The 21,165-nt window shown below is 53.2% G+C and carries 20 protein-coding genes; 19 read left to right on the forward strand and 1 reads right to left on the reverse strand.

All coding sequences use genetic code 11. The features are described 5' to 3' along the window. Positions 1-85: 85 nt before the first annotated feature. From miaB to AC4OVS_RS16100, 12 genes are all read left to right on the forward strand, one after another. Positions 86-1,510, forward strand: coding sequence for a tRNA (N6-isopentenyl adenosine(37)-C2)-methylthiotransferase MiaB (gene miaB, locus AC4OVS_RS16045; protein WP_003858672.1), 1,425 nt, complete (start codon positions 86-88; stop codon positions 1,508-1,510). A gap of 163 nt (positions 1,511-1,673) precedes the next feature. Beyond that, positions 1,674-2,720 carry a PhoH family protein gene (locus AC4OVS_RS16050; RefSeq protein WP_022647440.1) on the forward strand — a complete coding sequence of 349 codons (1,047 nt, stop codon included), beginning with the start codon at positions 1,674-1,676 and terminating at the stop codon, positions 2,718-2,720. Continuing rightward, positions 2,717-3,184, forward strand: coding sequence for an rRNA maturation RNase YbeY (gene ybeY, locus AC4OVS_RS16055; RefSeq protein WP_069596357.1), 468 nt, complete (start codon positions 2,717-2,719; stop codon positions 3,182-3,184). The genes AC4OVS_RS16050 and ybeY overlap by 4 nt, the downstream gene beginning before the upstream one ends. 84 nt (positions 3,185-3,268) lie before the next feature. Then, positions 3,269-4,147, forward strand: coding sequence for a CNNM family magnesium/cobalt transport protein CorC (corC, locus tag AC4OVS_RS16060; RefSeq protein WP_003858679.1), 879 nt, complete (start codon positions 3,269-3,271; stop codon positions 4,145-4,147). 5 nt (positions 4,148-4,152) lie between these two features. Then, complete coding sequence (lnt, locus tag AC4OVS_RS16065; RefSeq protein WP_192970677.1) at positions 4,153-5,691, forward strand: apolipoprotein N-acyltransferase; 1,539 nt, start codon at positions 4,153-4,155, stop codon at positions 5,689-5,691. Between the two features lie 383 nt (positions 5,692-6,074). Beyond that, positions 6,075-6,980 (forward strand): amino acid ABC transporter substrate-binding protein, encoded by a 906-nt coding sequence (locus tag AC4OVS_RS16070; RefSeq protein WP_022647438.1) that lies wholly within the window; start codon positions 6,075-6,077, stop codon positions 6,978-6,980. Positions 6,981-7,135: 155 nt separating this feature from the next. Next, on the forward strand, positions 7,136-7,876 hold the full coding sequence (gene gltJ, locus AC4OVS_RS16075) for a glutamate/aspartate ABC transporter permease GltJ (protein ID WP_126503699.1): 741 nt from the start codon (positions 7,136-7,138) through the stop codon (positions 7,874-7,876). Beyond that, positions 7,876-8,550 carry a glutamate/aspartate ABC transporter permease GltK gene (gene gltK, locus AC4OVS_RS16080; RefSeq protein WP_022647437.1) on the forward strand — a complete coding sequence of 225 codons (675 nt, stop codon included), beginning with the start codon at positions 7,876-7,878 and terminating at the stop codon, positions 8,548-8,550. The genes gltJ and gltK overlap by 1 nt, the downstream gene beginning before the upstream one ends. After that, positions 8,550-9,275, forward strand: a complete 726-nt coding sequence (locus tag AC4OVS_RS16085) for an amino acid ABC transporter ATP-binding protein (protein ID WP_017382465.1) — start codon at positions 8,550-8,552, stop codon at positions 9,273-9,275. The genes gltK and AC4OVS_RS16085 overlap by 1 nt, the downstream gene beginning before the upstream one ends. 119 nt (positions 9,276-9,394) lie before the next feature. Beyond that, positions 9,395-10,330 carry a pyrimidine-specific ribonucleoside hydrolase RihA gene (rihA, locus tag AC4OVS_RS16090; protein ID WP_491922563.1) on the forward strand — a complete coding sequence of 312 codons (936 nt, stop codon included), beginning with the start codon at positions 9,395-9,397 and terminating at the stop codon, positions 10,328-10,330. 306 nt (positions 10,331-10,636) lie between these two features. After that, on the forward strand, positions 10,637-11,338 hold the full coding sequence (locus AC4OVS_RS16095; protein ID WP_491922564.1) for a hypothetical protein: 702 nt from the start codon (positions 10,637-10,639) through the stop codon (positions 11,336-11,338). Between the two features lie 234 nt (positions 11,339-11,572). Next, a complete protein-coding gene (locus AC4OVS_RS16100; RefSeq protein WP_022647434.1) occupies positions 11,573-12,052 on the forward strand; it encodes an Hcp family type VI secretion system effector in 480 nt (159 codons plus the stop codon). Between the two features lie 572 nt (positions 12,053-12,624). Here the strand turns inward: AC4OVS_RS16100 and AC4OVS_RS16105 are convergent. Continuing rightward, on the reverse strand, positions 12,625-13,107 hold the full coding sequence (locus tag AC4OVS_RS16105; RefSeq protein WP_032621827.1) for a zinc ribbon-containing protein: 483 nt from the start codon (positions 13,105-13,107) through the stop codon (positions 12,625-12,627). Between the two features lie 214 nt (positions 13,108-13,321). Here AC4OVS_RS16105 and leuS point away from each other — a divergent pair, with 214 nt between their 5' ends. The 7 genes from leuS (at position 13,322) to mrdA (ending at position 21,164) form a co-directional block, all read left to right on the forward strand. Next, positions 13,322-15,904 (forward strand): leucine--tRNA ligase, encoded by a 2,583-nt coding sequence (gene leuS, locus AC4OVS_RS16110; protein WP_491922565.1) that lies wholly within the window; start codon positions 13,322-13,324, stop codon positions 15,902-15,904. Positions 15,905-15,918: 14 nt separating this feature from the next. Further along, the gene (lptE, locus tag AC4OVS_RS16115) at positions 15,919-16,488 is read left to right on the forward strand and encodes an LPS assembly lipoprotein LptE (protein ID WP_058677430.1); all 570 of its coding nucleotides are present in this window, start codon (positions 15,919-15,921) and stop codon (positions 16,486-16,488) included. Further along, positions 16,488-17,519 (forward strand): DNA polymerase III subunit delta, encoded by a 1,032-nt coding sequence (holA, locus tag AC4OVS_RS16120; protein ID WP_069596355.1) that lies wholly within the window; start codon positions 16,488-16,490, stop codon positions 17,517-17,519. The genes lptE and holA overlap by 1 nt, the downstream gene beginning before the upstream one ends. Beyond that, complete coding sequence (nadD, locus tag AC4OVS_RS16125; RefSeq protein WP_023299589.1) at positions 17,512-18,177, forward strand: nicotinate-nucleotide adenylyltransferase; 666 nt, start codon at positions 17,512-17,514, stop codon at positions 18,175-18,177. Before holA ends, nadD begins: the two co-directional genes overlap by 8 nt. Positions 18,178-18,445: 268 nt before the next feature. Beyond that, the gene (gene rsfS / locus AC4OVS_RS16130) at positions 18,446-18,763 is read left to right on the forward strand and encodes a ribosome silencing factor (protein ID WP_003858696.1); all 318 of its coding nucleotides are present in this window, start codon (positions 18,446-18,448) and stop codon (positions 18,761-18,763) included. A gap of 3 nt (positions 18,764-18,766) precedes the next feature. Continuing rightward, complete coding sequence (gene rlmH / locus AC4OVS_RS16135) at positions 18,767-19,234, forward strand: 23S rRNA (pseudouridine(1915)-N(3))-methyltransferase RlmH (RefSeq protein ID WP_003858701.1); 468 nt, start codon at positions 18,767-18,769, stop codon at positions 19,232-19,234. Between the two features lie 28 nt (positions 19,235-19,262). After that, complete coding sequence (mrdA, locus tag AC4OVS_RS16140; RefSeq protein ID WP_015571138.1) at positions 19,263-21,164, forward strand: peptidoglycan DD-transpeptidase MrdA; 1,902 nt, start codon at positions 19,263-19,265, stop codon at positions 21,162-21,164. The last annotated feature ends 1 nt before the right edge of the window (position 21,165 follow it).

The following is a 21,165-nucleotide window of genomic DNA, read 5'->3' on the forward strand; positions in this document are numbered from 1 at the left end:
CCCTGAGGTTGACAACCTTCATACTGGTCACAACCGCACCAAAGCATTACAATACGCGGCTTGCAATCCTGAGCTGAGCAAGTCGATGACTAAAAAACTCCATATAAAAACCTGGGGCTGTCAGATGAACGAATACGATTCATCGAAGATGGCCGATCTGCTGGATACCACCCACGGATACCAGCTGACTGAAAATGCGAAAGAAGCCGATGTGCTGCTGCTGAACACCTGTTCAATTCGTGAAAAAGCACAGGAAAAAGTCTTTCATGTGTTAGGCCGCTGGAAGCTTCTCAAACGGAAAAATCCGGACCTGATCATTGGCGTGGGTGGCTGCGTCGCATCGCAGGAAGGTAAGCTGATCCGCCAGAGAGCCCCCTATGTGGATATCGTTTTTGGCCCTCAGACCCTTCACCGCCTGCCAGAGATGATTAATCAGGTTCGCGGCAGCCGTAGCCCGGTGGTTGACGTGAGTTTCCCGGAGATCGAGAAATTTGACCGTCTGCCAGAGCCGCGCGCTGATGGCCCGACCGCCTTCGTCTCCATCATGGAAGGCTGCAACAAATACTGTACTTACTGCGTGGTACCTTACACCCGTGGTGAAGAAGTGAGCCGCCCGGCAGACGATATCCTGTTTGAAATCGCGCAGCTTGCCGCGCAGGGCGTTCGCGAAGTGAACCTGCTGGGCCAGAATGTGAACGCCTGGCGCGGGGAAAACTACGACGGCACCACCGGCAGCTTTGCTGAACTGCTGCGTCTGGTGGCGGCGATTGACGGCATTGACCGCATTCGCTTTACCACCAGCCATCCGATGGAATTTACCGACGACATTATTGACGTCTATCGCGATACGCCAGAGCTGGTGAGCTTCCTGCACCTGCCGATCCAGTGCGGCTCTGACCGCGTGCTGAACCTGATGGGTCGTCCACATACGGTGCTGGAGTATAAGTCCACCATCCGCAAGCTGCGTGAAGCGCGCCCGGATATCCAGATTAGCTCCGACTTTATCGTCGGCTTCCCTGGCGAAACCGCTGATGACTTCGAGCGCACCATGAAGCTCATCGGCGAGGTGAATTTCGACGTCAGCTACAGCTTCATCTTCTCAGCACGCCCGGGCACCCCAGCGGCCGATATGGTTGACGATGTGCCGGAAGAAGAGAAAAAGCAGCGTCTGTATATTTTGCAGGAGCGTATCAACCAGCAGGCCAACGCCTGGAGCCGTCGTATGCTCGGCACTGTCCAGCGTATTCTGGTGGAAGGCACTTCCCGTAAGAGCATCATGGAACTGTCTGGTCGAACCGAAAATAACCGCGTGGTGAATTTTGAAGGCACCCCGGACATGATTGGTAAGTTTGTGGACGTCGAGATTGTCGAAGTGCTCACGAACTCGCTGCGCGGGAAGGTGGTACGCACTGAGGACGAAATGGGTCTGCGTATTGCACAGACTCCGGAATCCGTTATCTCTCGCACCCGTAAAGTCAACGATTCTGGCGTAGGTATTTACCAGCCCTGATCCCTCTGGCCTGCCTGTCCGGCAGGCCTTGTATTTCCTCTCATCACCCCCAATATCTACCGCAACGCTTGCGCCTTTATTCTATGGCGTGAATAATTTCGGTAATGACCGTTTTATTACGCCGTGTGGCCACAGGTCAGTTAACCAAATAAAGAGGAACAGTTTGAACATAGATACGCGTGAAATTAGCCTTGAGCCCGCAGACAACGCTCGCCTGCTGAGCCTGTGCGGGCCGTTTGATGACAACATCAAACAACTGGAGCGACGTCTGGGTATCGAAATCAATCGTCGCGATAACCATTTCAAACTCACCGGACGCCCAATCTGCGTCAACGCCGCGGCAGATATTCTCCGCAGCCTGTATGTTGATACCGCCCCGATGCGCGGTGAGATCCAGGATATTGAACCTGAACAGATCCACCTGGCCATCAAAGAGGCGCGCGTGCTTGAGCAGAGCGCGGAAAGCGTGCCGGACTATGGCAAAGCCATCAACATTAAAACCAAACGCGGCGTGATTAAGCCTCGTACCCCGAACCAGGCACAGTACATCGCCAACATTCTCGACCATGACATCACCTTTGGCGTGGGTCCGGCGGGTACGGGTAAAACCTATCTGGCCGTTGCTGCTGCGGTCGATGCACTTGAGCGTCAGGAGATCCGCCGTATCCTGCTGACCCGCCCTGCTGTAGAAGCCGGTGAGAAACTCGGCTTCCTGCCGGGCGATTTAAGTCAGAAAGTGGACCCCTACCTGCGCCCGCTGTACGACGCGCTGTTCGAAATGCTCGGCTTCGAGAAAGTTGAAAAGCTCATCGAGCGTAACGTGATTGAAGTGGCCCCGCTGGCCTACATGCGTGGGCGTACACTTAACGACGCGTTCATCATTCTGGATGAGAGCCAGAACACCACCATCGAACAAATGAAGATGTTCCTGACGCGTATTGGCTTTAACTCGAAAGCGGTTATTACCGGTGACGTCACCCAGATTGACCTGCCGCGTAACACCAAATCGGGTCTGCGTCACGCCATCGAAGTCCTGGCCGAGGTAGACGAAATCAGCTTCAACTTCTTCCACAGTGAAGACGTGGTACGCCACCCGGTGGTCGCGCGTATCGTTAACGCTTATGAGGCCTGGGAAGAGGCAGATCAGAAGCGCAGGGCCGAACTGGCCGCAGAACGTAAGCGCGAAGCGCAGGAGCATGAACAGAAATGAGTCAGGTGATCCTCGATTTACAGCTGGCCTGTGAAGATAATTCCAGCATGCCAGAAGAGGCACAGTTTCAGAAATGGCTGGATGCCGTTATCCCCCAGTTTCAGGAAGAATCAGAGGTCACGATTCGCCTGGTGGATGAAGCAGAAAGCCATGAGCTCAACCTGACCTATCGCGGGAAAGATAAGCCGACCAATGTGCTCTCTTTCCCGTTCGAAGCCCCTCCGGGCATTGAGATGCCGCTGCTGGGCGATCTGATCATCTGCCGTCAGGTGGTTGAGCAGGAAGCCAAAGAGCAGCAAAAGCCGCTGGAAGCGCACTGGGCACACATGGTGGTGCACGGTAGCCTGCATCTTCTGGGTTACGACCATATTGAAGATGACGAAGCGGAAGAGATGGAATCCCTCGAGACAGAGATAATGCTTGCTCTGGGCTATGAGGATCCGTACATTGCCGAGAAAGAATAGTCAGTCACTGACTACCATGCCGCCGCGCAGGGACATAGCGCGGCGGTTAACGTTGAACTAACAAGAGAACCCTTAACAAACGCCATGAGCGACGACAATTCACACAGTAGCGACACGACAACCACTAAAAAGGGATTTTTCTCCCTCATCCTGAACCAGCTTTTCCACGGCGAACCGAAAAACCGTGATGAACTGCTGGAGCTGATTCGTGATTCCGGGCAGAACGACCTTATCGACGAAGATACGCGCGAAATGCTCGAAGGGGTGATGGACATCGCCGACCAGCGCGTCCGCGACATCATGATCCCCCGCTCGCAGATGATTACCCTGAAACGCAACCAGACGCTGGACGAGTGCCTCGATGTGATTATCGAATCGGCTCACTCACGTTTCCCGGTCATCAGCGAAGACAAAGATCACATCGAAGGGATTTTGATGGCGAAAGATCTGCTGCCGTTTATGCGCAGCGATGCCGAAGCCTTCAGTATGGAAAAAGTGTTACGCCCGGCCGTGGTTGTGCCGGAAAGTAAGCGTGTGGATCGGATGCTGAAGGAGTTTCGCTCCCAGCGCTATCACATGGCGATTGTTATTGATGAATTTGGTGGCGTTTCCGGTCTGGTCACAATCGAAGACATCCTTGAGCTGATCGTGGGCGAAATCGAAGATGAGTATGACGAAGAAGAGGATATCGACTTCCGTCAGCTGAGCCGCCACACCTGGACCGTGCGCGCGCTGGCCTCCATTGAAGACTTCAATGACACCTTTGGCACCAGCTTCAGCGATGAAGAAGTGGACACCATTGGTGGTCTGGTGATGCAGGCCTTCGGCCATCTTCCGGCCCGCGGTGAAACCGTTGACATCGATGGTTACCAGTTCAAGGTCGCAATGGCTGACAGCCGACGTATTATTCAGGTTCATGTCAGAATGCCGGACGACTCACCGGTGCCAAAACTGGAAGATTAATGTAAATGGCATTTGCCCCATTCTTTGAACGCCAGCGCGTCCGTTTGCTGCTGGCGCTGTTACTCGGAGCCAGCGGTACGCTGGCTTTTTCTCCTTACGATATCTGGCCAGCCGCTATTCTCTCCCTGATGGGGCTACAGGGTCTTACCCTGAATCGTCGTCCGGTACAGGCCGCAGCCATAGGCTACTTCTGGGGGCTGGGGCTGTTTGGCTCTGGTATCAACTGGGTCTACGTCAGTATCGCGCAATTTGGCGGAATGCCGGGGCCGGTTAACGTCTTCCTGGTTGTGCTGCTCGCCGCCTATCTTTCGCTCTACACTGGCCTGTTCGCCGGTATTCTATCTCGTCTGTGGCCTAAAACGACCTGGCTGCGCGTCGCGATAGCGGCTCCCGTTGTCTGGCAAATCACCGAATTTCTGCGCGGCTGGGTACTGACCGGCTTCCCGTGGTTGCAGTTCGGCTATAGCCAGGTGGACGGCCCGCTGAAAGGTCTGGCTCCCGTCATGGGCGTAGAGGCGATTAACTTCCTGCTCATGGCGGTCAGCGGCCTGCTGGTGCTGGCTCTGGTGACACGTAACTGGAAGCCGCTGGTTGCCGCGTTAATCCTGTTTGCCCTGCCTTTCCCACTGCGTTATATCCAGTGGTTCACGCTGGAGCCCGCGCGCGCCACGCAGGTATCGTTGATACAGGGCGATATCCCGCAGTCATTGAAATGGGATGAGAATCAGCTGCTGAACACGCTGAAAATCTACGCCAACGCCACCGAAAAGGTGATGGGTAAATCGCAGCTCATCATCTGGCCTGAGTCTGCGATCCCGGATCTGGAGATCAATCAGCAGCCCTTCCTGAAGATGATGGACGATCTGCTGCGCGCGCGCGGCAGTACGCTGATTACCGGAATTGTGGATGCGCGTCTCAATCAGCAGAACCGCTATGACACGTACAACACGATCATTACGCTCGGTAAGGACAGCGAATACAGCTATACCTCCACCAATCGTTACAACAAAAATCACCTTGTACCGTTTGGCGAGTTTGTTCCGCTGGAGTCTATTCTGCGCCCACTGGCACCGTTCTTTGACCTGCCGATGTCCTCATTCAGCCGGGGCCCTTACGTTCAGCCGCAGCTGCATGCGCACGGTTTTGCCCTGACGGCCGCTATTTGCTACGAGATTATTCTCGGCGAGCAGGTGCGCGATAACTTCCGCCCGGACACCGACTATCTGCTGACCATCTCAAACGATGCGTGGTTCGGTAAATCGATCGGCCCGTGGCAGCACTTCCAGATGGCACGAATGCGTTCTCTGGAGCTGGCACGTCCGCTGTTGCGCAGCACCAATAACGGCATCACCGCCGTGATTGGCCCGCAGGGTGAAATCCAGGCCATGATCCCGCAGTTCACCCGTGAGGTGCTGACCACGAAAGTGACGCCAGCTACGGGCCTGACGCCTTATGCGCGCACCGGGAACTGGCCGCTGTGGATCCTGACCACGCTGTTCGGTTTTGCCGCCGTAGTGATGAGCCTGCGTCAGCGTCGTAGATAACCTGGCCTTCTGTTGCCGGGTGGCGGCTACGCCTTACCCGGCCTACTCTCCGGCGTAGCCGCCACCCGACAATTTCCTCCTAAACTTCAATTCTGGCACGCCTGTTGCTTTGTTTAATTACGCAAACGCTGTCTGGCTTAACGTGCAACCTTGTCGCACCAGCATGGATCTCCGGTAGCACCGAAACGGTGCAACGAGAGATTATTGCCTCTGAATGGTGCGGCGCGCTTCGCAAAAATAAACAATAACGCAGCAAAATCTTTACATTAAGCCAGACTAAATGTTAACAAGCTTGCATAACACTGCACTCGCATTGCGCGAGATATAACAACATCACAATGGGTATCAAAGCGTCACTGGCGCTGATAAGAAAGGAGTTGGGTATGCAATTACGTAAACTGGCCACAGCAATGCTGGTTATGGGAATGTCTGCGGGCATCGTTCACGCTGAAGACGCTCCGGCAGCAGGAAGCACTCTCGACAAGATTGCCAAAAACGGCGTGATCGTGGTCGGCCACCGTGAATCTTCTGTCCCGTTCTCTTACTACGACAACACGCAAAAAGTCGTGGGCTATTCACAGGATTACTCCAACGCCATCGTTGAAGCCGTGAAGAAAAAGCTGAACAAACCTGACCTGCAAGTGAAGCTGATCCCCATCACTTCACAGAACCGTATTCCTCTGCTGCAAAACGGCACATTTGATTTTGAATGTGGCTCAACCACCAACAACCTTGAGCGTCAGAAACAGGCCGCTTTCTCGGACACTATCTTCGTTGTAGGCACCCGCCTGCTGACGAAGAAAGGCGGCGATATCAAAGATTTTGCTGACCTGAAAGGCAAAGCGGTTGTCGTGACCTCCGGTACCACGTCCGAAGTGCTGCTGCACAAGCTGAACGACGAGAAGAAAATGGACATGCGCATCATCAGCGCGAAAGATCACGGCGACTCCTTCCGTACCCTGGAAAGCGGTCGTGCCGTTGCGTTTATGATGGATGACGCTCTGCTGGCAGGCGAGCGCGCCAAGGCGAAGAAACCAGACAACTGGGAAATCGTCGGGACTGCGCAGTCGAAAGAAGCTTACGGCTGTATGCTGCGTAAAGGCGATGAAGGCTTCAAAAAGCTGATCGATGACACCATCGCTCAGGCGCAAACCTCTGGCGAAGCGGCAAAATGGTTCGACAAATGGTTCAAGAACCCAATTCCACCAAAAAACCTGAACATGAACTTTGAACTGTCTGACGACATGAAAGCGCTGTTCAAATCACCAAACGACAAAGCTCTTAACTAACTAGAACGACAGGGGCGGGATCTCCTGCCCTCTCGATTGTCGGGAAGCATGGACAGACTATACGTTGAGTGGTCGTTCCCCACTCAGCGCAAAAATTGAGCTTCTCACCAATCTTCGAGGGTAGCGCTGCTACCCTCTTTTTTCTGGAGTTTACTATGTCAATTGACTGGAACTGGGGCATCTTTCTGCAACAAGCCCCGTTCGGCAACACCACCTATCTCGGCTGGCTGTGGAGCGGCTTTCAGGTTACCGTTGCGTTATCGATAACGGCGTGGATTATCGCGTTTCTTGTCGGTTCGCTGTTCGGTATTCTGCGTACCGTCCCTAATCGTTTTCTCTCTTCGATTGGCACGCTCTATGTGGAACTGTTCCGTAACGTTCCGCTGATCGTGCAGTTCTTTACCTGGTATCTGGTGATCCCGGAACTGCTGCCGGAAGATCTCGGCATGTGGTTCAAGGCCGAGCTGGATCCTAACGTACAATTCTTTGTCTCCTCCATGCTGTGTCTGGGACTGTTCACCGCTGCGCGCGTCTGCGAGCAGGTGCGTGCCGCCATACAGTCACTGCCACGCGGACAAAAGAATGCGGCACTGGCGATGGGCCTGACCCTGCCACAAGCCTACCGTTACGTACTGCTGCCTAACGCTTACCGCGTCATCGTTCCGCCGATGACCTCCGAGATGATGAACCTGGTAAAAAACTCGGCCATCGCCTCAACCATTGGTCTGGTAGATATGGCGGCGCAGGCGGGCAAACTGCTGGATTACTCCGCTCACGCATGGGAATCCTTCACGGCAATCACGCTCGCCTATGTTCTGATTAACGCTTTAATCATGCTGGTGATGAACCTGGTTGAACGCAAAGTACGCCTGCCGGGCAATCTGGGGGGCAAATAATGTACGAATTTGACTGGAGTTCCATTGTTCCCTCCATGCCTTATCTGCTGGATGGACTGGCGATCACCTTAAAGATCACCGTAATCGCCATTATCGTCGGTATTGTCTGGGGCACCCTGCTGGCAGTGATGCGCCTGTCGAGCTTTAAGCCGCTCGCCTGGTTTGCTACGGCTTACGTTAACGTGTTCCGCTCCATTCCACTGGTCATGGTGCTGTTGTGGTTTTACCTGATTGTTCCCGGCTTTTTACAGAACGTGCTGGGACTGTCGCCGAAAACCGATATCCGCCTGATCTCTGCCATGGTGGCATTCTCTATGTTTGAAGCCGCCTACTACTCCGAGATCATCCGCGCAGGTATTCAGAGTATCTCGCGCGGGCAGTCCAGCGCTGCGCTGGCGCTCGGTATGACGCACTGGCAGTCCATGAAGCTCATTATTCTGCCGCAGGCGTTTCGCGCCATGGTTCCGCTGCTGCTGACGCAGGGCATCGTCCTGTTCCAGGATACCTCCCTGGTCTACGTGCTGAGCCTGGCAGACTTCTTCCGTACCGCCTCCACCATTGGCGAACGTGACGGAACGCAGGTTGAGATGATCCTCTTCGCAGGCGGGGTCTATTTTGTGATTAGTTTAAGCGCATCGCTGTTGGTCAGCTGGCTGAAGAAAAGGACCGTATAATGATTTCCCTGAAAAATGTTTCTAAATGGTATGGGCACTTTCAGGTGCTGACCGACTGCTCAACAGAAGTGAAAAAAGGCGATGTGGTGGTGGTATGTGGCCCGTCCGGCTCCGGTAAGTCGACGCTTATCAAAACCGTTAATGGACTGGAACCTGTCCAGCAGGGCGAGATTGTCGTTAACGGCACCAAAGTGAATGACCGCAAAACCAACCTTGCCCAGCTTCGCTCCCACGTAGGGATGGTGTTCCAGCATTTTGAGCTGTTCCCTCACCTCTCCATCATTGAGAACCTGACGCTGGCGCAGGTGAAAGTGCTCAAGCGTGATAAAAAAGCGGCGCGTGAAAAGGGGCTGAAGTTGCTGGAACGCGTCGGGCTGTCTGCGCATGCGAATAAGTTCCCGGCCCAGCTTTCGGGCGGCCAACAGCAGCGTGTGGCAATCGCGCGTGCGCTGTGCATGGATCCGGTGGCGATGCTGTTTGATGAGCCGACGTCCGCGCTCGATCCTGAGATGATCAACGAAGTGCTGGACGTTATGGTGGAACTGGCGCACGAAGGGATGACCATGATGGTGGTGACGCACGAAATGGGCTTCGCCCGTAAAGTGGCCAACCGTGTGATCTTCATGGATGAAGGGAAAATTGTTGAAGACTCACCGAAAGAAGAGTTCTTCGCAAATCCTAAATCTGAACGTGCAAAAGACTTCCTCGCCAAAATCCTGCATTAATCTTTTTAGTGCGCAATCTGTGGATTGCGCACTGCTTCACGCTTTAGATCTCTTTTTCTATTCGGCGTCACATCGCAGCGTTAACCTTGTCACAAATAATGCTAAGAATGGAGAACGCCATGGCACAGCCTATAATTCTCGACTGCGATCCGGGTCATGATGACGCAATCGCACTCGTCCTTGCTCTTGCCTCCCCTGAACTGGACGTAAAAGCTGTCACCTCCTCTGCAGGGAACCAGACGCCGGATAAAACCCTGCGAAACGTGTTGCGCATGTTAACGCTGCTAAAACGCACCGATATTCCGGTCGCAGGTGGTGCCATTAAGCCGCTAATGCGCGAGCTGATCATTGCGGATAACGTTCACGGTGAAAGTGGGCTGGATGGCCCGGCGCTGCCGGAGTCGGGTTTCGCACCACAAAACTGTACTGCCGTCGAGCTCATGGCGAAAGTTCTGCGTGAAAGCGCAGAGCCCGTGACGCTGGTGGCGACCGGCCCGCAGACCAACGTAGCGCTGCTGCTGAACAGCCATCCTGAACTGCACAGCAATATCGCCCGTATCGTCATCATGGGCGGGGCAATGGGGCTGGGGAACTGGACGCCAGCCGCGGAGTTCAACATCTTTGTTGACCCGGAAGCCGCAGAAATCGTCTTCCAGTCGGGCCTGCCGATTGTGATGGCGGGGCTGGACGTTACCCACCGCGCACAAATTATGGCGCAGGACATCGAACGATTTCGTACTGTGGGTAACCCGGTTGCAACAACCGTGGCAGAGCTGCTCGATTTCTTTATGGTGTATCACAAAGCCGAGAAGTGGGGATTCCACGGCGCCCCGCTGCATGACCCATGCACCATCGCCTGGCTACTGAAGCCGGAAATGTTTACCACGGTCGAGCGTTGGGTTGGTGTGGAAACACAGGGGAAATATACCCAGGGAATGACGGTGGTGGACTATTACTCGCTGACGGGAAACAAGCCGAATACCACAGTGATGGTGGATATCGATCGGAAAGCGTTTGTGGATTTGCTGGCGGAGAGGCTGGCTTATTATATTTAGGCCGGCAAGCAAAAAAACAATTGGGCATTCCAGGCAGTTCTGTCGCCTGATGCCCACGACATATCTCTCTCCTGCAAAGAATCTCCTGAAATCAATGTTCATAAAGTAAGCAAATAAAAAATCCTTTATGATTTTAGCTAACCCCTCAAGCTTTCATTCATAACAACAATTATTACTTACGACCAATTCAACTCAATAATAAATAGGAGACATTTTTTGCGATTTTTTTTTCAAAAATGAGATAAGCATCGCTTTGTTTAATAATGACATGCTCGATGATCGAATGATCATAGCAAAGGAGCAGTTATGTATTACAGCGAAGAGATCATTAAGCGCATTGGAACTGATAAAGAGCTAGCTGTTCGTTTAGATAAAGCATTAATGGGGGTTAAACAGGGTGTTGTAGATTATGTAAACGGTCTTGGTGACGCCACAACACGGTTACTTTATTATACATCCTGTCTTACAGACAACTATCAGGATGTATGTAAAAAACTTGGGTCTGAAGATATAAGGTTTATTTGCGCTCTGTATGAACTTATCAAGCATAGAGATATTATATTCAGGATGTTGAAAATATATATTGAAACTATCCTAAAAAATAAAAACGAGACCGAAAAGAAAACAATTTTTCAGAAACTAACACCATTTACAACAAATTATTCTATTAAATACATTTCAAAAAATGGTTTAACTTACGCTGTAGCGTCGTATATATGCTACGGGAACAAGATGAATTTAGCTGTACAAAATGCATTAATGAAAAAAATAGGAAGCAGAGTCGGGTGGATTGTAGGGGGATTAAATATCTATGGAATTGTACAACGTGCTGCTGAGAGTGCAGATAATCTGAAAAATTTCTGTCCTTTATTTTATAATGCATTATACATGGAAGGTTTAGAAATGATGTATTTTTTAATAGAGCCCATAATCATGAAGTCAGGTTATTTAAATATTAACACGGCATCTGATGAAGAAATTGTCAGAGCACTAAAAAGAATGATGTGACAATGCTTACTTTAATAAATAGCTTTTTGAGGAGTTGTATACGCCGTTTTTTTAATAGCATAAAAGATGATTGCATTAATAATATTATAGGTTTTGGAATGGTTTCCCTTATCGCCATAATTTCCATTTCTGTTTCGGCTCTCATCGACAATAATAAAATAGCATTCGGAATTATCGCTTTAATAGTGACACTTATACTTTTGCCAATATTGTTTTATAAAGGAAAATAATCAAATGTCTATACCGGCGCATATTTGGTTCACCGATGACAACGGCTCACCTTTGATTGGTGAATGTTTAATGCCAACACGATTGGGTTCAACTGAACTTAAATCGTTCAACCATTCCGTATGGATCCCGACAGATCATAACACCGGCAAACTCACGGGAACTCGCCTTCATGTGCCGATCAGATTTGAAAAAGAAATAGACCGTCTAACACCATACTTATTCAGGGCTGTATGTCAGGGAAGAATATTGAAAGAAGCTGTAATAAAAATGTATAAGATTAATGACGCTGGAATCGAGATGGAATATTTTAATATAATACTGGAAAACGTAAAGATAACACAAATTTCTCCTGTTCTATTCCCAATAGGTATTGCAAGTAAACATATGGAAGAAGTTGAAATTCGATATGAATCTATAGAATGGAAATATACTGATGGAAATATAATGTTCAAAGATTTGTGGAATGAAAGAGTCATAGCATAAAAGAAAAGGACTGCTGGAGTTGCTTTCTGTTTTGCTTTTACCTTGTGCGGCCTGATGCCCTCACCCCGGCCCTCTCCCACAGGGCTGAGGGTTCCCCACAAATTAATGCGAGCACTGAGCAATCCCCTCGCCCCTCCGGGGAGAGGGTTAGGGTGAGGGGAACATACGGCGGTGGTGGTCATTCCGTTCACTTTATGTTCCTTGCTACTCTGTAACGACATGACCGGTGAACGTGCCAGGGTGGCTCAGTCGCCACCACCCTGGCGACCCGGGCTCCCGGCGGTAAATCGCCGCTTCGCGGTGACCTCGGCTTATTCCTTCCGGCTTATCGGGTACGGGCGGAGGCAACGTCCCTGTAAAGCCGCCCTCTCGGCGCATCCCTGCGCCTCGCCCCGGCCGGAAGGCAAACGCCTCAGCGATTTACAGCCGGACCAGGGCATCGCTGACAGCCCTCAGTCATTTAGAAAGCAACTTTATTGCTTCTGCATAAAAAAATTACTGGGGATCCCTCAGCCCACAGGGAGAGGGAGCAGACACTAAAAACGGCAACGACGTTGCCGTTTTGCTTTTACCTACGGCTCAAACGGCCGACGCTGGAACTGGTCGTGCCCGCATTTCGGACACAGCGACAGCACCTCCGGCGTATAAACGGCGATATGGTGGTGGCACTTCTCACACACAAGGTTCCCCAGCCCCACCACTTCGCCGCTGTGATAGACACCGTGGTGGTTTAAATCCTGGAACACCTCGCGCCACTCCAGTTGGGTTTTATCGGTAATATCCGCCAGCTCCTGCCACAGGCTCTCTTTAATTACCCGCATAAAAACACTGTCGGCGATTTCGTCCTGGCTCTCTTCATAGCTTCGCGCAAACTCTTCCAGGTCGCGGCGCACGGCGCGCGTCACCTCTTCCACTTCGGTTCGCGATAACTCACCCGTTTGCGTCACGCGTGCGCGTGCCTGTTCGACCAACGCGTCGATATCACGCTCGCCGTTACGTAGCCTTTCCGTCAGAGTCGCTACCAGTTCACGGTAAAATTGAGCAACCTTGTTCATCATTTTGCCTCCCGGGTAAGTAACTGTCTCTAATAATAGACCTTATTTCGTCGCCGCTTTGTCAGGTGAAGCACAGACCCGGTAAATTCCTGCAAAGTGCATTTGCGTGAAAGGCTGTTTTGACGCGGGCGTTTGGGCTATGCTATGCGGATCTGAATTACCACATCCATTGGCTACATTTGTAGCTGTATTGAACACAGGACCACTGGCTGCCATGCAAGAGCAATACCGCCCGGAAGAGATAGAATCAAAAGTCCAGCAACACTGGGACGAGAAGCGCACCTTTGAAGTAACCGAAGACGAGAGCAAAGAGAAGTATTACTGCCTGTCGATGCTTCCCTATCCTTCTGGTCGACTACACATGGGCCACGTGCGTAACTACACCATCGGTGACGTGATTGCACGCTACCAGCGTATGCTGGGCAAAAACGTACTTCAGCCTATCGGCTGGGATGCGTTCGGCCTGCCTGCTGAAGGCGCGGCGGTGAAAAACAACACGGCACCGGCTCCGTGGACGTACGACAACATCGCGTACATGAAAAATCAGCTGAAAATGCTGGGCTTTGGCTACGACTGGAGCCGCGAGCTGGCCACCTGTACACCAGAATATTATCGCTGGGAGCAGAAGTTCTTCACCGAGCTGTATAAAAAAGGCCTGGTCTACAAGAAAACGTCCGCCGTTAACTGGTGCCCGAACGACCAGACCGTTCTCGCGAACGAGCAGGTTATCGATGGCTGCTGCTGGCGCTGTGACACCAAAGTTGAGCGTAAAGAGATCCCGCAGTGGTTTATCAAAATCACCGCCTACGCTGACGAACTGCTGAACGATCTGGATAATCTGGATCACTGGCCTGACACCGTTAAGACCATGCAGCGCAACTGGATCGGCCGTTCCGAAGGTGTGGAAATTACCTTTAACGTAGAAAACTACGACCAGACGCTGACCGTCTACACCACCCGTCCGGACACCTTCATGGGCGCGACCTACCTGGCCGTGGCCGCAGGTCATCCGCTGGCGCAAAAAGCGGCGGAAAACAATCCGGAGCTGGCGACCTTTATCGACGAATGCCGCAACACGAAAGTGGCCGAAGCCGACATGGCGACGATGGAGAAAAAAGGCGTTGATACCGGCTTCAAAGCGATCCACCCGCTGACGGGCGAAGCGATCCCTGTCTGGGCCGCCAACTTCGTACTGATGGAATACGGCACAGGCGCCGTGATGGCCGTGCCGGGTCACGATCAGCGTGACTACGAATTTGCCACCAAATACGGCCTGACCATCAAGCCTGTGATCCTGGCGGCTGACGGTTCTGAACCCGATCTCTCTGAGCAAGCGCTGACTGAAAAAGGCACCCTGTTTAACTCCGGTGAGTTCAGCGGCCAGAGCTTCGAAGAGGGCTTCAACGCCATCGCCGACAAACTGGCCTCCCTGGGCGTGGGCGAGCGTAAAGTCAACTACCGTCTGCGCGACTGGGGCGTTTCCCGTCAGCGTTACTGGGGTGCGCCAATCCCAATGGTGACCCTGGAAGACGGCACCGTGATGCCAACGCCGGAAGATCAACTGCCGGTGATCCTGCCGGAAGACGTGGTCATGGACGGCATCACCAGCCCGATCAAAGCCGATCCTGAGTGGGCAAAAACCACCGTCAACGGTCAGCCAGCGCTGCGTGAAACCGACACCTTTGACACCTTTATGGAATCCTCCTGGTACTATGCGCGCTACACCTGCCCGCAGTACAAAGAAGGCATGCTGGATTCCGATGCTGCAAACTACTGGCTGCCGGTAGACATCTATATCGGTGGCATTGAACACGCCATCATGCACCTGCTCTACTTCCGCTTCTTCCACAAACTGATGCGTGACGCAGGCCTGGTCAACTCCGACGAACCGGCAAAACAGCTGCTGTGTCAGGGTATGGTGCTGGCAGATGCGTTCTACTACGTTGGCGTGAACGGTGAACGTAACTGGGTTTCTCCGGTTGATGCGATTGTGGAGCGCGACGAGAAAGGCCGTATCGTGAAGGCGAAAGACGCCGAAGGTCATGAACTGGTTTATACCGGCATGAGCAAGATGTCCAAGTCTAAAAATAACGGTATCGACCCGCAGGTGATGGTTGAGCGTTACGGCGCTGACACCGTGCGTCTGTTCATGATGTTCGCCTCCCCGGCAGATATGACGCTGGAATGGCAGGAATCCGGCGTTGAAGGGGCAAACCGCTTCCTGAAACGCGTCTGGAAACTGGTTTACGAGCACACCTCACAAGGTGATGCGCCAGCGCTGAACGTGGCTGCACTGAGCGAAGATCAGCAGGCGCTGCGTCGTGATGTTCATAAAACCATTGCGAAAGTCACCGATGATATTGGTCGTCGTCAGACCTTCAATACCGCAATTGCGGCTATTATGGAACTGATGAACAAGCTGGCAAAAGCCCCGCAGGACGGCGAGCAGGATCGCGCGTTAATGCGCGAAGCGCTGCTGGCGGTCGTTCGCATGCTGAACCCGTTCACGCCGCACGTTAGCTTCACCCTGTGGCAGGAGCTGAAAGGCGAAGGGGATATCGACAACGCGCCGTGGCCAGTGGCGGATGAATCCGCTATGGTGGAAAACACCACGCTGGTTGTGGTGCAGGTTAACGGTAAAGTGCGCGGTAAAATTACCGTCGCGGTCGACGCAACCGAAGAACAGGTTCGCGAGCGCGCAGGCCAGGAGCATCTGGTCGCGAAATACCTTGAGGGCGTTACCGTACGTAAAGTGATCTACGTACCCGGTAAACTGCTGAATCTGGTCGTTGGCTAAGCGCGGGAGGAAACGTGCGACACCTGGCAACAATACTCTTATCTCTGGCGGTGCTGGTCACCGCTGGCTGCGGCTGGCACCTGCGCAATACCACGGCAGTGCCTGCTCAGATGAAAACAATGATCTTCGACTCATCCGATCCGAATGGACCGCTGAGCCGGGCCATTCGTAACCAGCTGCGTTTGAACGATGTTGAACTGATCGAGAAGGGAACCCTGCGTCAGGATGTTCCTTCGCTTCGCGTCCTGAAATCAACGCTGGCAAAAGACACTGCGTCAATCTTCCAGGATGGGCGGACGGCGGAATATCAGATGGTGCTGACCGTTAGCGCGGCTGTTCTGATACCGGGTAAAGATATTTACCCTATCAGTACCAAAGTCTACCGTTCGTTCTTCGATAACCCGCAGACGGCGCTGGCGAAAGACGCCGAAGAGCAGATTATCATCAAAGAGATGTACGATAAGGCTGCGGAGCAGCTGATCCGTAAGCTGCCTACCATTGCCGCGTCGACGAAAAAAGGCGCTGACGTCATCGAAACACCGGATGCCCGCACGCCGGATATGCCAACGTCGCTGGGTAACTGATGATCAGGTTGTATCCTGAACAACTCCGCGCGCAGCTCAACGAAGGGCTGCGCGCGGCCTATCTGCTACTCGGCAACGACCCCCTGTTACTCCAGGAAAGCCTTGATGCGGTTCGCCATGCGGCAGCCGCGCAGGGTTTCGATGAGCATCATACGTTCCAGATCGATAACAGTACCGACTGGAACGCTATCTTCTCGCTTTGTCAGGCCATGAGCCTGTTTGCCTCTCGTCAGACAATCCAGATCCTGCTGCCTGAGAATGGTCCTAACGCTGCCATCAATGAACAGCTGGCTATGCTGGTGAGTTTGTTACACGGCGATCTGCTGCTTATCGTACGCGGCAACAAACTCACAAAAGCGCAGGAAAACGCGGCCTGGTTTACCCGGCTAGCCCCCAGTGCGGTGCTTGTCTCCTGCCAGACGCCAGAGCAGGCGCATCTGCCAAAATGGGTTGCCGCGCGAGCAAAGCAGCACAATTTGCAGCTGGATGAGGCCGCCAGCCAGCTCCTTTGCTATTGCTATGAAGGCAACCTTCTGGCACTGGCGCAGGCGCTGGACAGGCTCGCCCTGCTGTGGCCCGATGGCAAGCTGACGCTACCGCGCGTGGAACAGGCGGTGAATGATGCCGCGCACTTTACTCCCTTCCACTGGGTTGATGCGCTGCTGTCGGCGAAAAGTAAGCGAGCCCTGCACATACTGCAACAGCTGCGCCTGGAAGGGAGTGAGCCGGTCATTCTGCTCCGCACGCTCCAGCGCGAATTACTGCTGCTGAACAACCTTAAACGTCAGTCGGCACATACGCCCCTGCGCGCCTTATTCGATAAACATCGCGTCTGGCAGAACCGTCGGGCGATGACCACGGAGGCGATAAACCGCCTGAGCCAGGAGCAGTTGCGTCAGGCAGTGCAACTTTTGATGCGCGCCGAACTGACGTTAAAACAGGACTACGGCCAGTCTGTCTGGGCGGAGCTGGAGAGCCTCTCTTTGCTGCTCTGCCATAAGGCGCTGGCAGACGTATTTATCGATGGGTGATATGCATTCTTTACAGGCAATGTATGGCGGGACCTTCGACCCGGTACACTATGGGCATCTTAAACCGGTAGAAATCCTCGCGAATTTGATTGGGTTGCAGCGGGTAATCATCATGCCCAACAATGTTCCTCCGCATCGTCCTCAGCCAGAAGCAACCAGCGAGCAGCGCAAAGCGATGCTCGCGCTGGCTATCGCAGATAAGCCTCTCTTCACGCTGGATGAGCGCGAATTGCGCAGGGATACCCCTTCCTGGACATCGCAAACGCTGCGGGAGTGGCGCGCTGAGCAGGGGCCCATGCAACCGCTGGCGTTTATCATCGGCCAGGATTCCTTGCTCAACTTTCCCAGCTGGTACCAGTACGAAACCATTCTGGAAAACAGTCATCTGCTGGTCTGCCGCCGTCCGGGCTACCCGTTAACCATGCGCGATGCGCAGCATCAGCAGTGGCTTGACGCGCATCTGACGGACAATATAGAAGACCTGCACAGTCTACCCGCCGGGAAAATTTACCTCGCTGAAACGCCGTGGTTTGATATTTCCGCGACCCTCATCCGCGAGCGTCTCCAGCAGGGTTTAGACTGTGACGATCTCCTGCCCTCGCCCGTGCTGGCCTATATCCACGCACACGGTTTGTATCAGAAAAGTACAGATGCCTGATCATCACCGGCGAAATTGTCTGTTAATGTTTATCCTGCCTTGACAGGCTAAGCCATACTGATATCCTCCGCTGCCAGACTTTCCCGCCGATCGCTGCTTTACAGAAATTGTTTTACAAAAATGGCGATGCAATCTCAGGCGGAGGGTGGGATGATACCCGCCTTCAAAAGCCGGGCGGTGACATTTGTCCCGCGACTGGCGTCAGTTCAGGTATACTGACTGGCCACGAATTCATAGTTGTACAATCTCATTCACCCAGGGGGAAAACTTGCAGGGTAAAGCACTCCAGGATTTTGTTATCGACAAAATTGATGACCTGAAAGGTCAGGACATCATCGCTATCGACGTTAAGGGTAAATCCAGCATCACCGACTGCATGATCATCTGCACCGGGACCTCAACTCGTCACGTTGTTTCGATTGCTGACCATGTTGTTCAGGAATCGCGCGCGGCAGGGCTGCTTCCGCTGGGCGTTGAAGGTGAAGCGACCGCTGACTGGGTGGTTGTCGATCTCGGCGATGTGATTGTCCACGTCATGCAGGAAGAGAGCCGTCGCCTGTATGAGCTGGAAAAACTCTGGGGTTAATGCGTGAAGTTGCAACTGGTCGCCGTCGGCACCAAAATGCCGGACTGGGTACAAACCGGTTTTACTGAGTATCTGCGTCGTTTCCCAAAAGATATGCCGTTCGAACTGGTGGAGATCCCAGCAGGAAAGCGCGGCAAGAACGCAGATATCAAACGTATTCTCGATAAAGAGGGAGAGCTGATGCTGGCTGCCGCAGGCAAAAACCGCATCGTGACCCTCGATATCCCGGGAAAACCCTGGGATACGCCGCAGCTGGCGCACGAACTGGAGCGCTGGAAGCAGGATGGTCGTGATGTCAGTCTGTTGATTGGCGGACCAGAGGGGTTATCTCCCGCCTGCAAAGCGGCAGCAGAACAAAGTTGGTCACTCTCGGCGCTGACGTTGCCCCACCCGCTTGTGCGGGTTCTCGTGGCAGAAAGTTTGTATCGCGCATGGAGCATCACTACCAACCACCCTTATCACCGCGAGTAATGACAGACTAGGGTAATTTAAGCAGCGGATGAAACTACAGAATTCTTTTCGCGACTATACGGCTGAGTCCGCGCTGTTTGTGCGCCGGGCGCTGGTCGCCTTTACGGGGATTTTGCTGCTTACCGGCGTGCTGATCGCCAACCTCTATAATCTGCAAATTGTCCGCTATACCGATTACCAGACCCGCTCAAACGAAAACCGTATCAAGCTGGTGCCCATCGCGCCCAGCCGCGGCATTATCTACGATCGTAACGGCACCCCGCTGGCGCTAAACCGCACCATCTACCAGATAGAGATGATGCCGGAGAAAGTGGATAACGTGCAGGATACGCTGAACGCGCTGAGAAGCGTTGTCGACCTGACTGATGACGACATCGCTGCGTTCAAAAAAGAGCGCGCACGTTCTCACCGCTTCACCTCTATTCCGGTAAAAACCAACCTGACGGAAGTGCAGGTCGCCCGTTTTGCCGTTAACCAGTACCGTTTCCCCGGTGTGGAAGTCAAAGGCTATAAACGCCGCTACTATCCTTACGGCTCCGCGCTGACGCACGTCATTGGCTACGTCTCCAAAATTAACGATAAAGACGTCGAACGCCTTGATAAAGACGGCAAGCTGGCTAACTACGCCGCAACCCATGATATTGGCAAGCTTGGGATTGAACGTTATTACGAAGATGTCCTGCACGGTCAGACCGGGTATGAAGAGGTTGAAGTTAACAACCGTGGCCGCGTGATCCGTCAGCTCAAAGAGGTTCCCCCACAGGCGGGACATGACGTTTATCTGACGCTCGACCTGAAGCTACAGCAGTATATCGAAACGCTGCTGGCGGGTAGCCGGGCCGCCGTAATCGTGACCGACCCGCGTACCGGCGGTATTCTGGCGATGGTTTCTATGCCAAGCTACGATCCGAACCTCTTCGTGGATGGCATCTCCAGCAAGGATTACTCCGGCCTGCTCAACGATCCAAACACCCCGCTGGTGAACCGCGCCACGCAGGGGGTTTATCCTCCAGCCTCAACGGTAAAACCGTATGTCGCCGTTTCTGCGCTGAGCGCGGGCGTCATTACCCGTAATACCAGTCTGTTTGACCCTGGCTGGTGGCAGTTGCCTGGCTCTGAAAAACGCTACCGTGACTGGAAAAAATGGGGTCACGGCCATCTGAACGTGACCAAATCACTGGAGGAGTCGGCGGATACCTTCTTCTATCAGGTCGCCTACGACATGGGTATTGATCGTCTGTCTGAATGGATGAGCAAATTCGGCTACGGACATTACACCGGTATAGATTTGGCGGAAGAACGTTCCGGCAACATGCCAACCCGCGAATGGAAGCTGAAGCGCTTTAAAAAACCCTGGTATCAGGGTGATACCATTCCGGTGGGCATCGGCCAGGGCTACTGGACGGCAACGCCGCTGCAAATGAACAAGGCGATGATGATCCTCATCAACGATGGCGTTGTGAAAGTACCGCACCTGCTGCAAAGCACCGTAGAAGACGGCAAAAAAGTGCCATGGATACAGCCGCACGAGCCGCCGGTGGGTGACATTCATTCCGGGTACTGGGAAATCGCGAAAGACGGGATGTATGGCGTAGCCAACCGCCCTAACGGGACGGCGCACAAATATTTCGCTGGCGCACCGTATAAGGTTGCCGCGAAATCAGGTACGGCTCAGGTCTTCGGTCTGAAAGCGAATGAAACCTATAACGCACATAAAATTGCCGAACGTCTGCGTGACCACAAGCTCATGACGGCGTTTGCCCCTTATGATAACCCGCAGGTTGCGGTGGCGATGATTCTTGAGAACGGCGGCGCAGGCCCGGCGGTGGGTACCATCATGCGTCAAATCCTCGACCACATCATGCTGGGTGATAACAACACCGAACTGCCAGCTGAAAACCCGGCAGCCGCTGCGGCGGAGGACCAATAAT

The organism is Enterobacter sp. 4974935 (assembly GCF_058661735.1).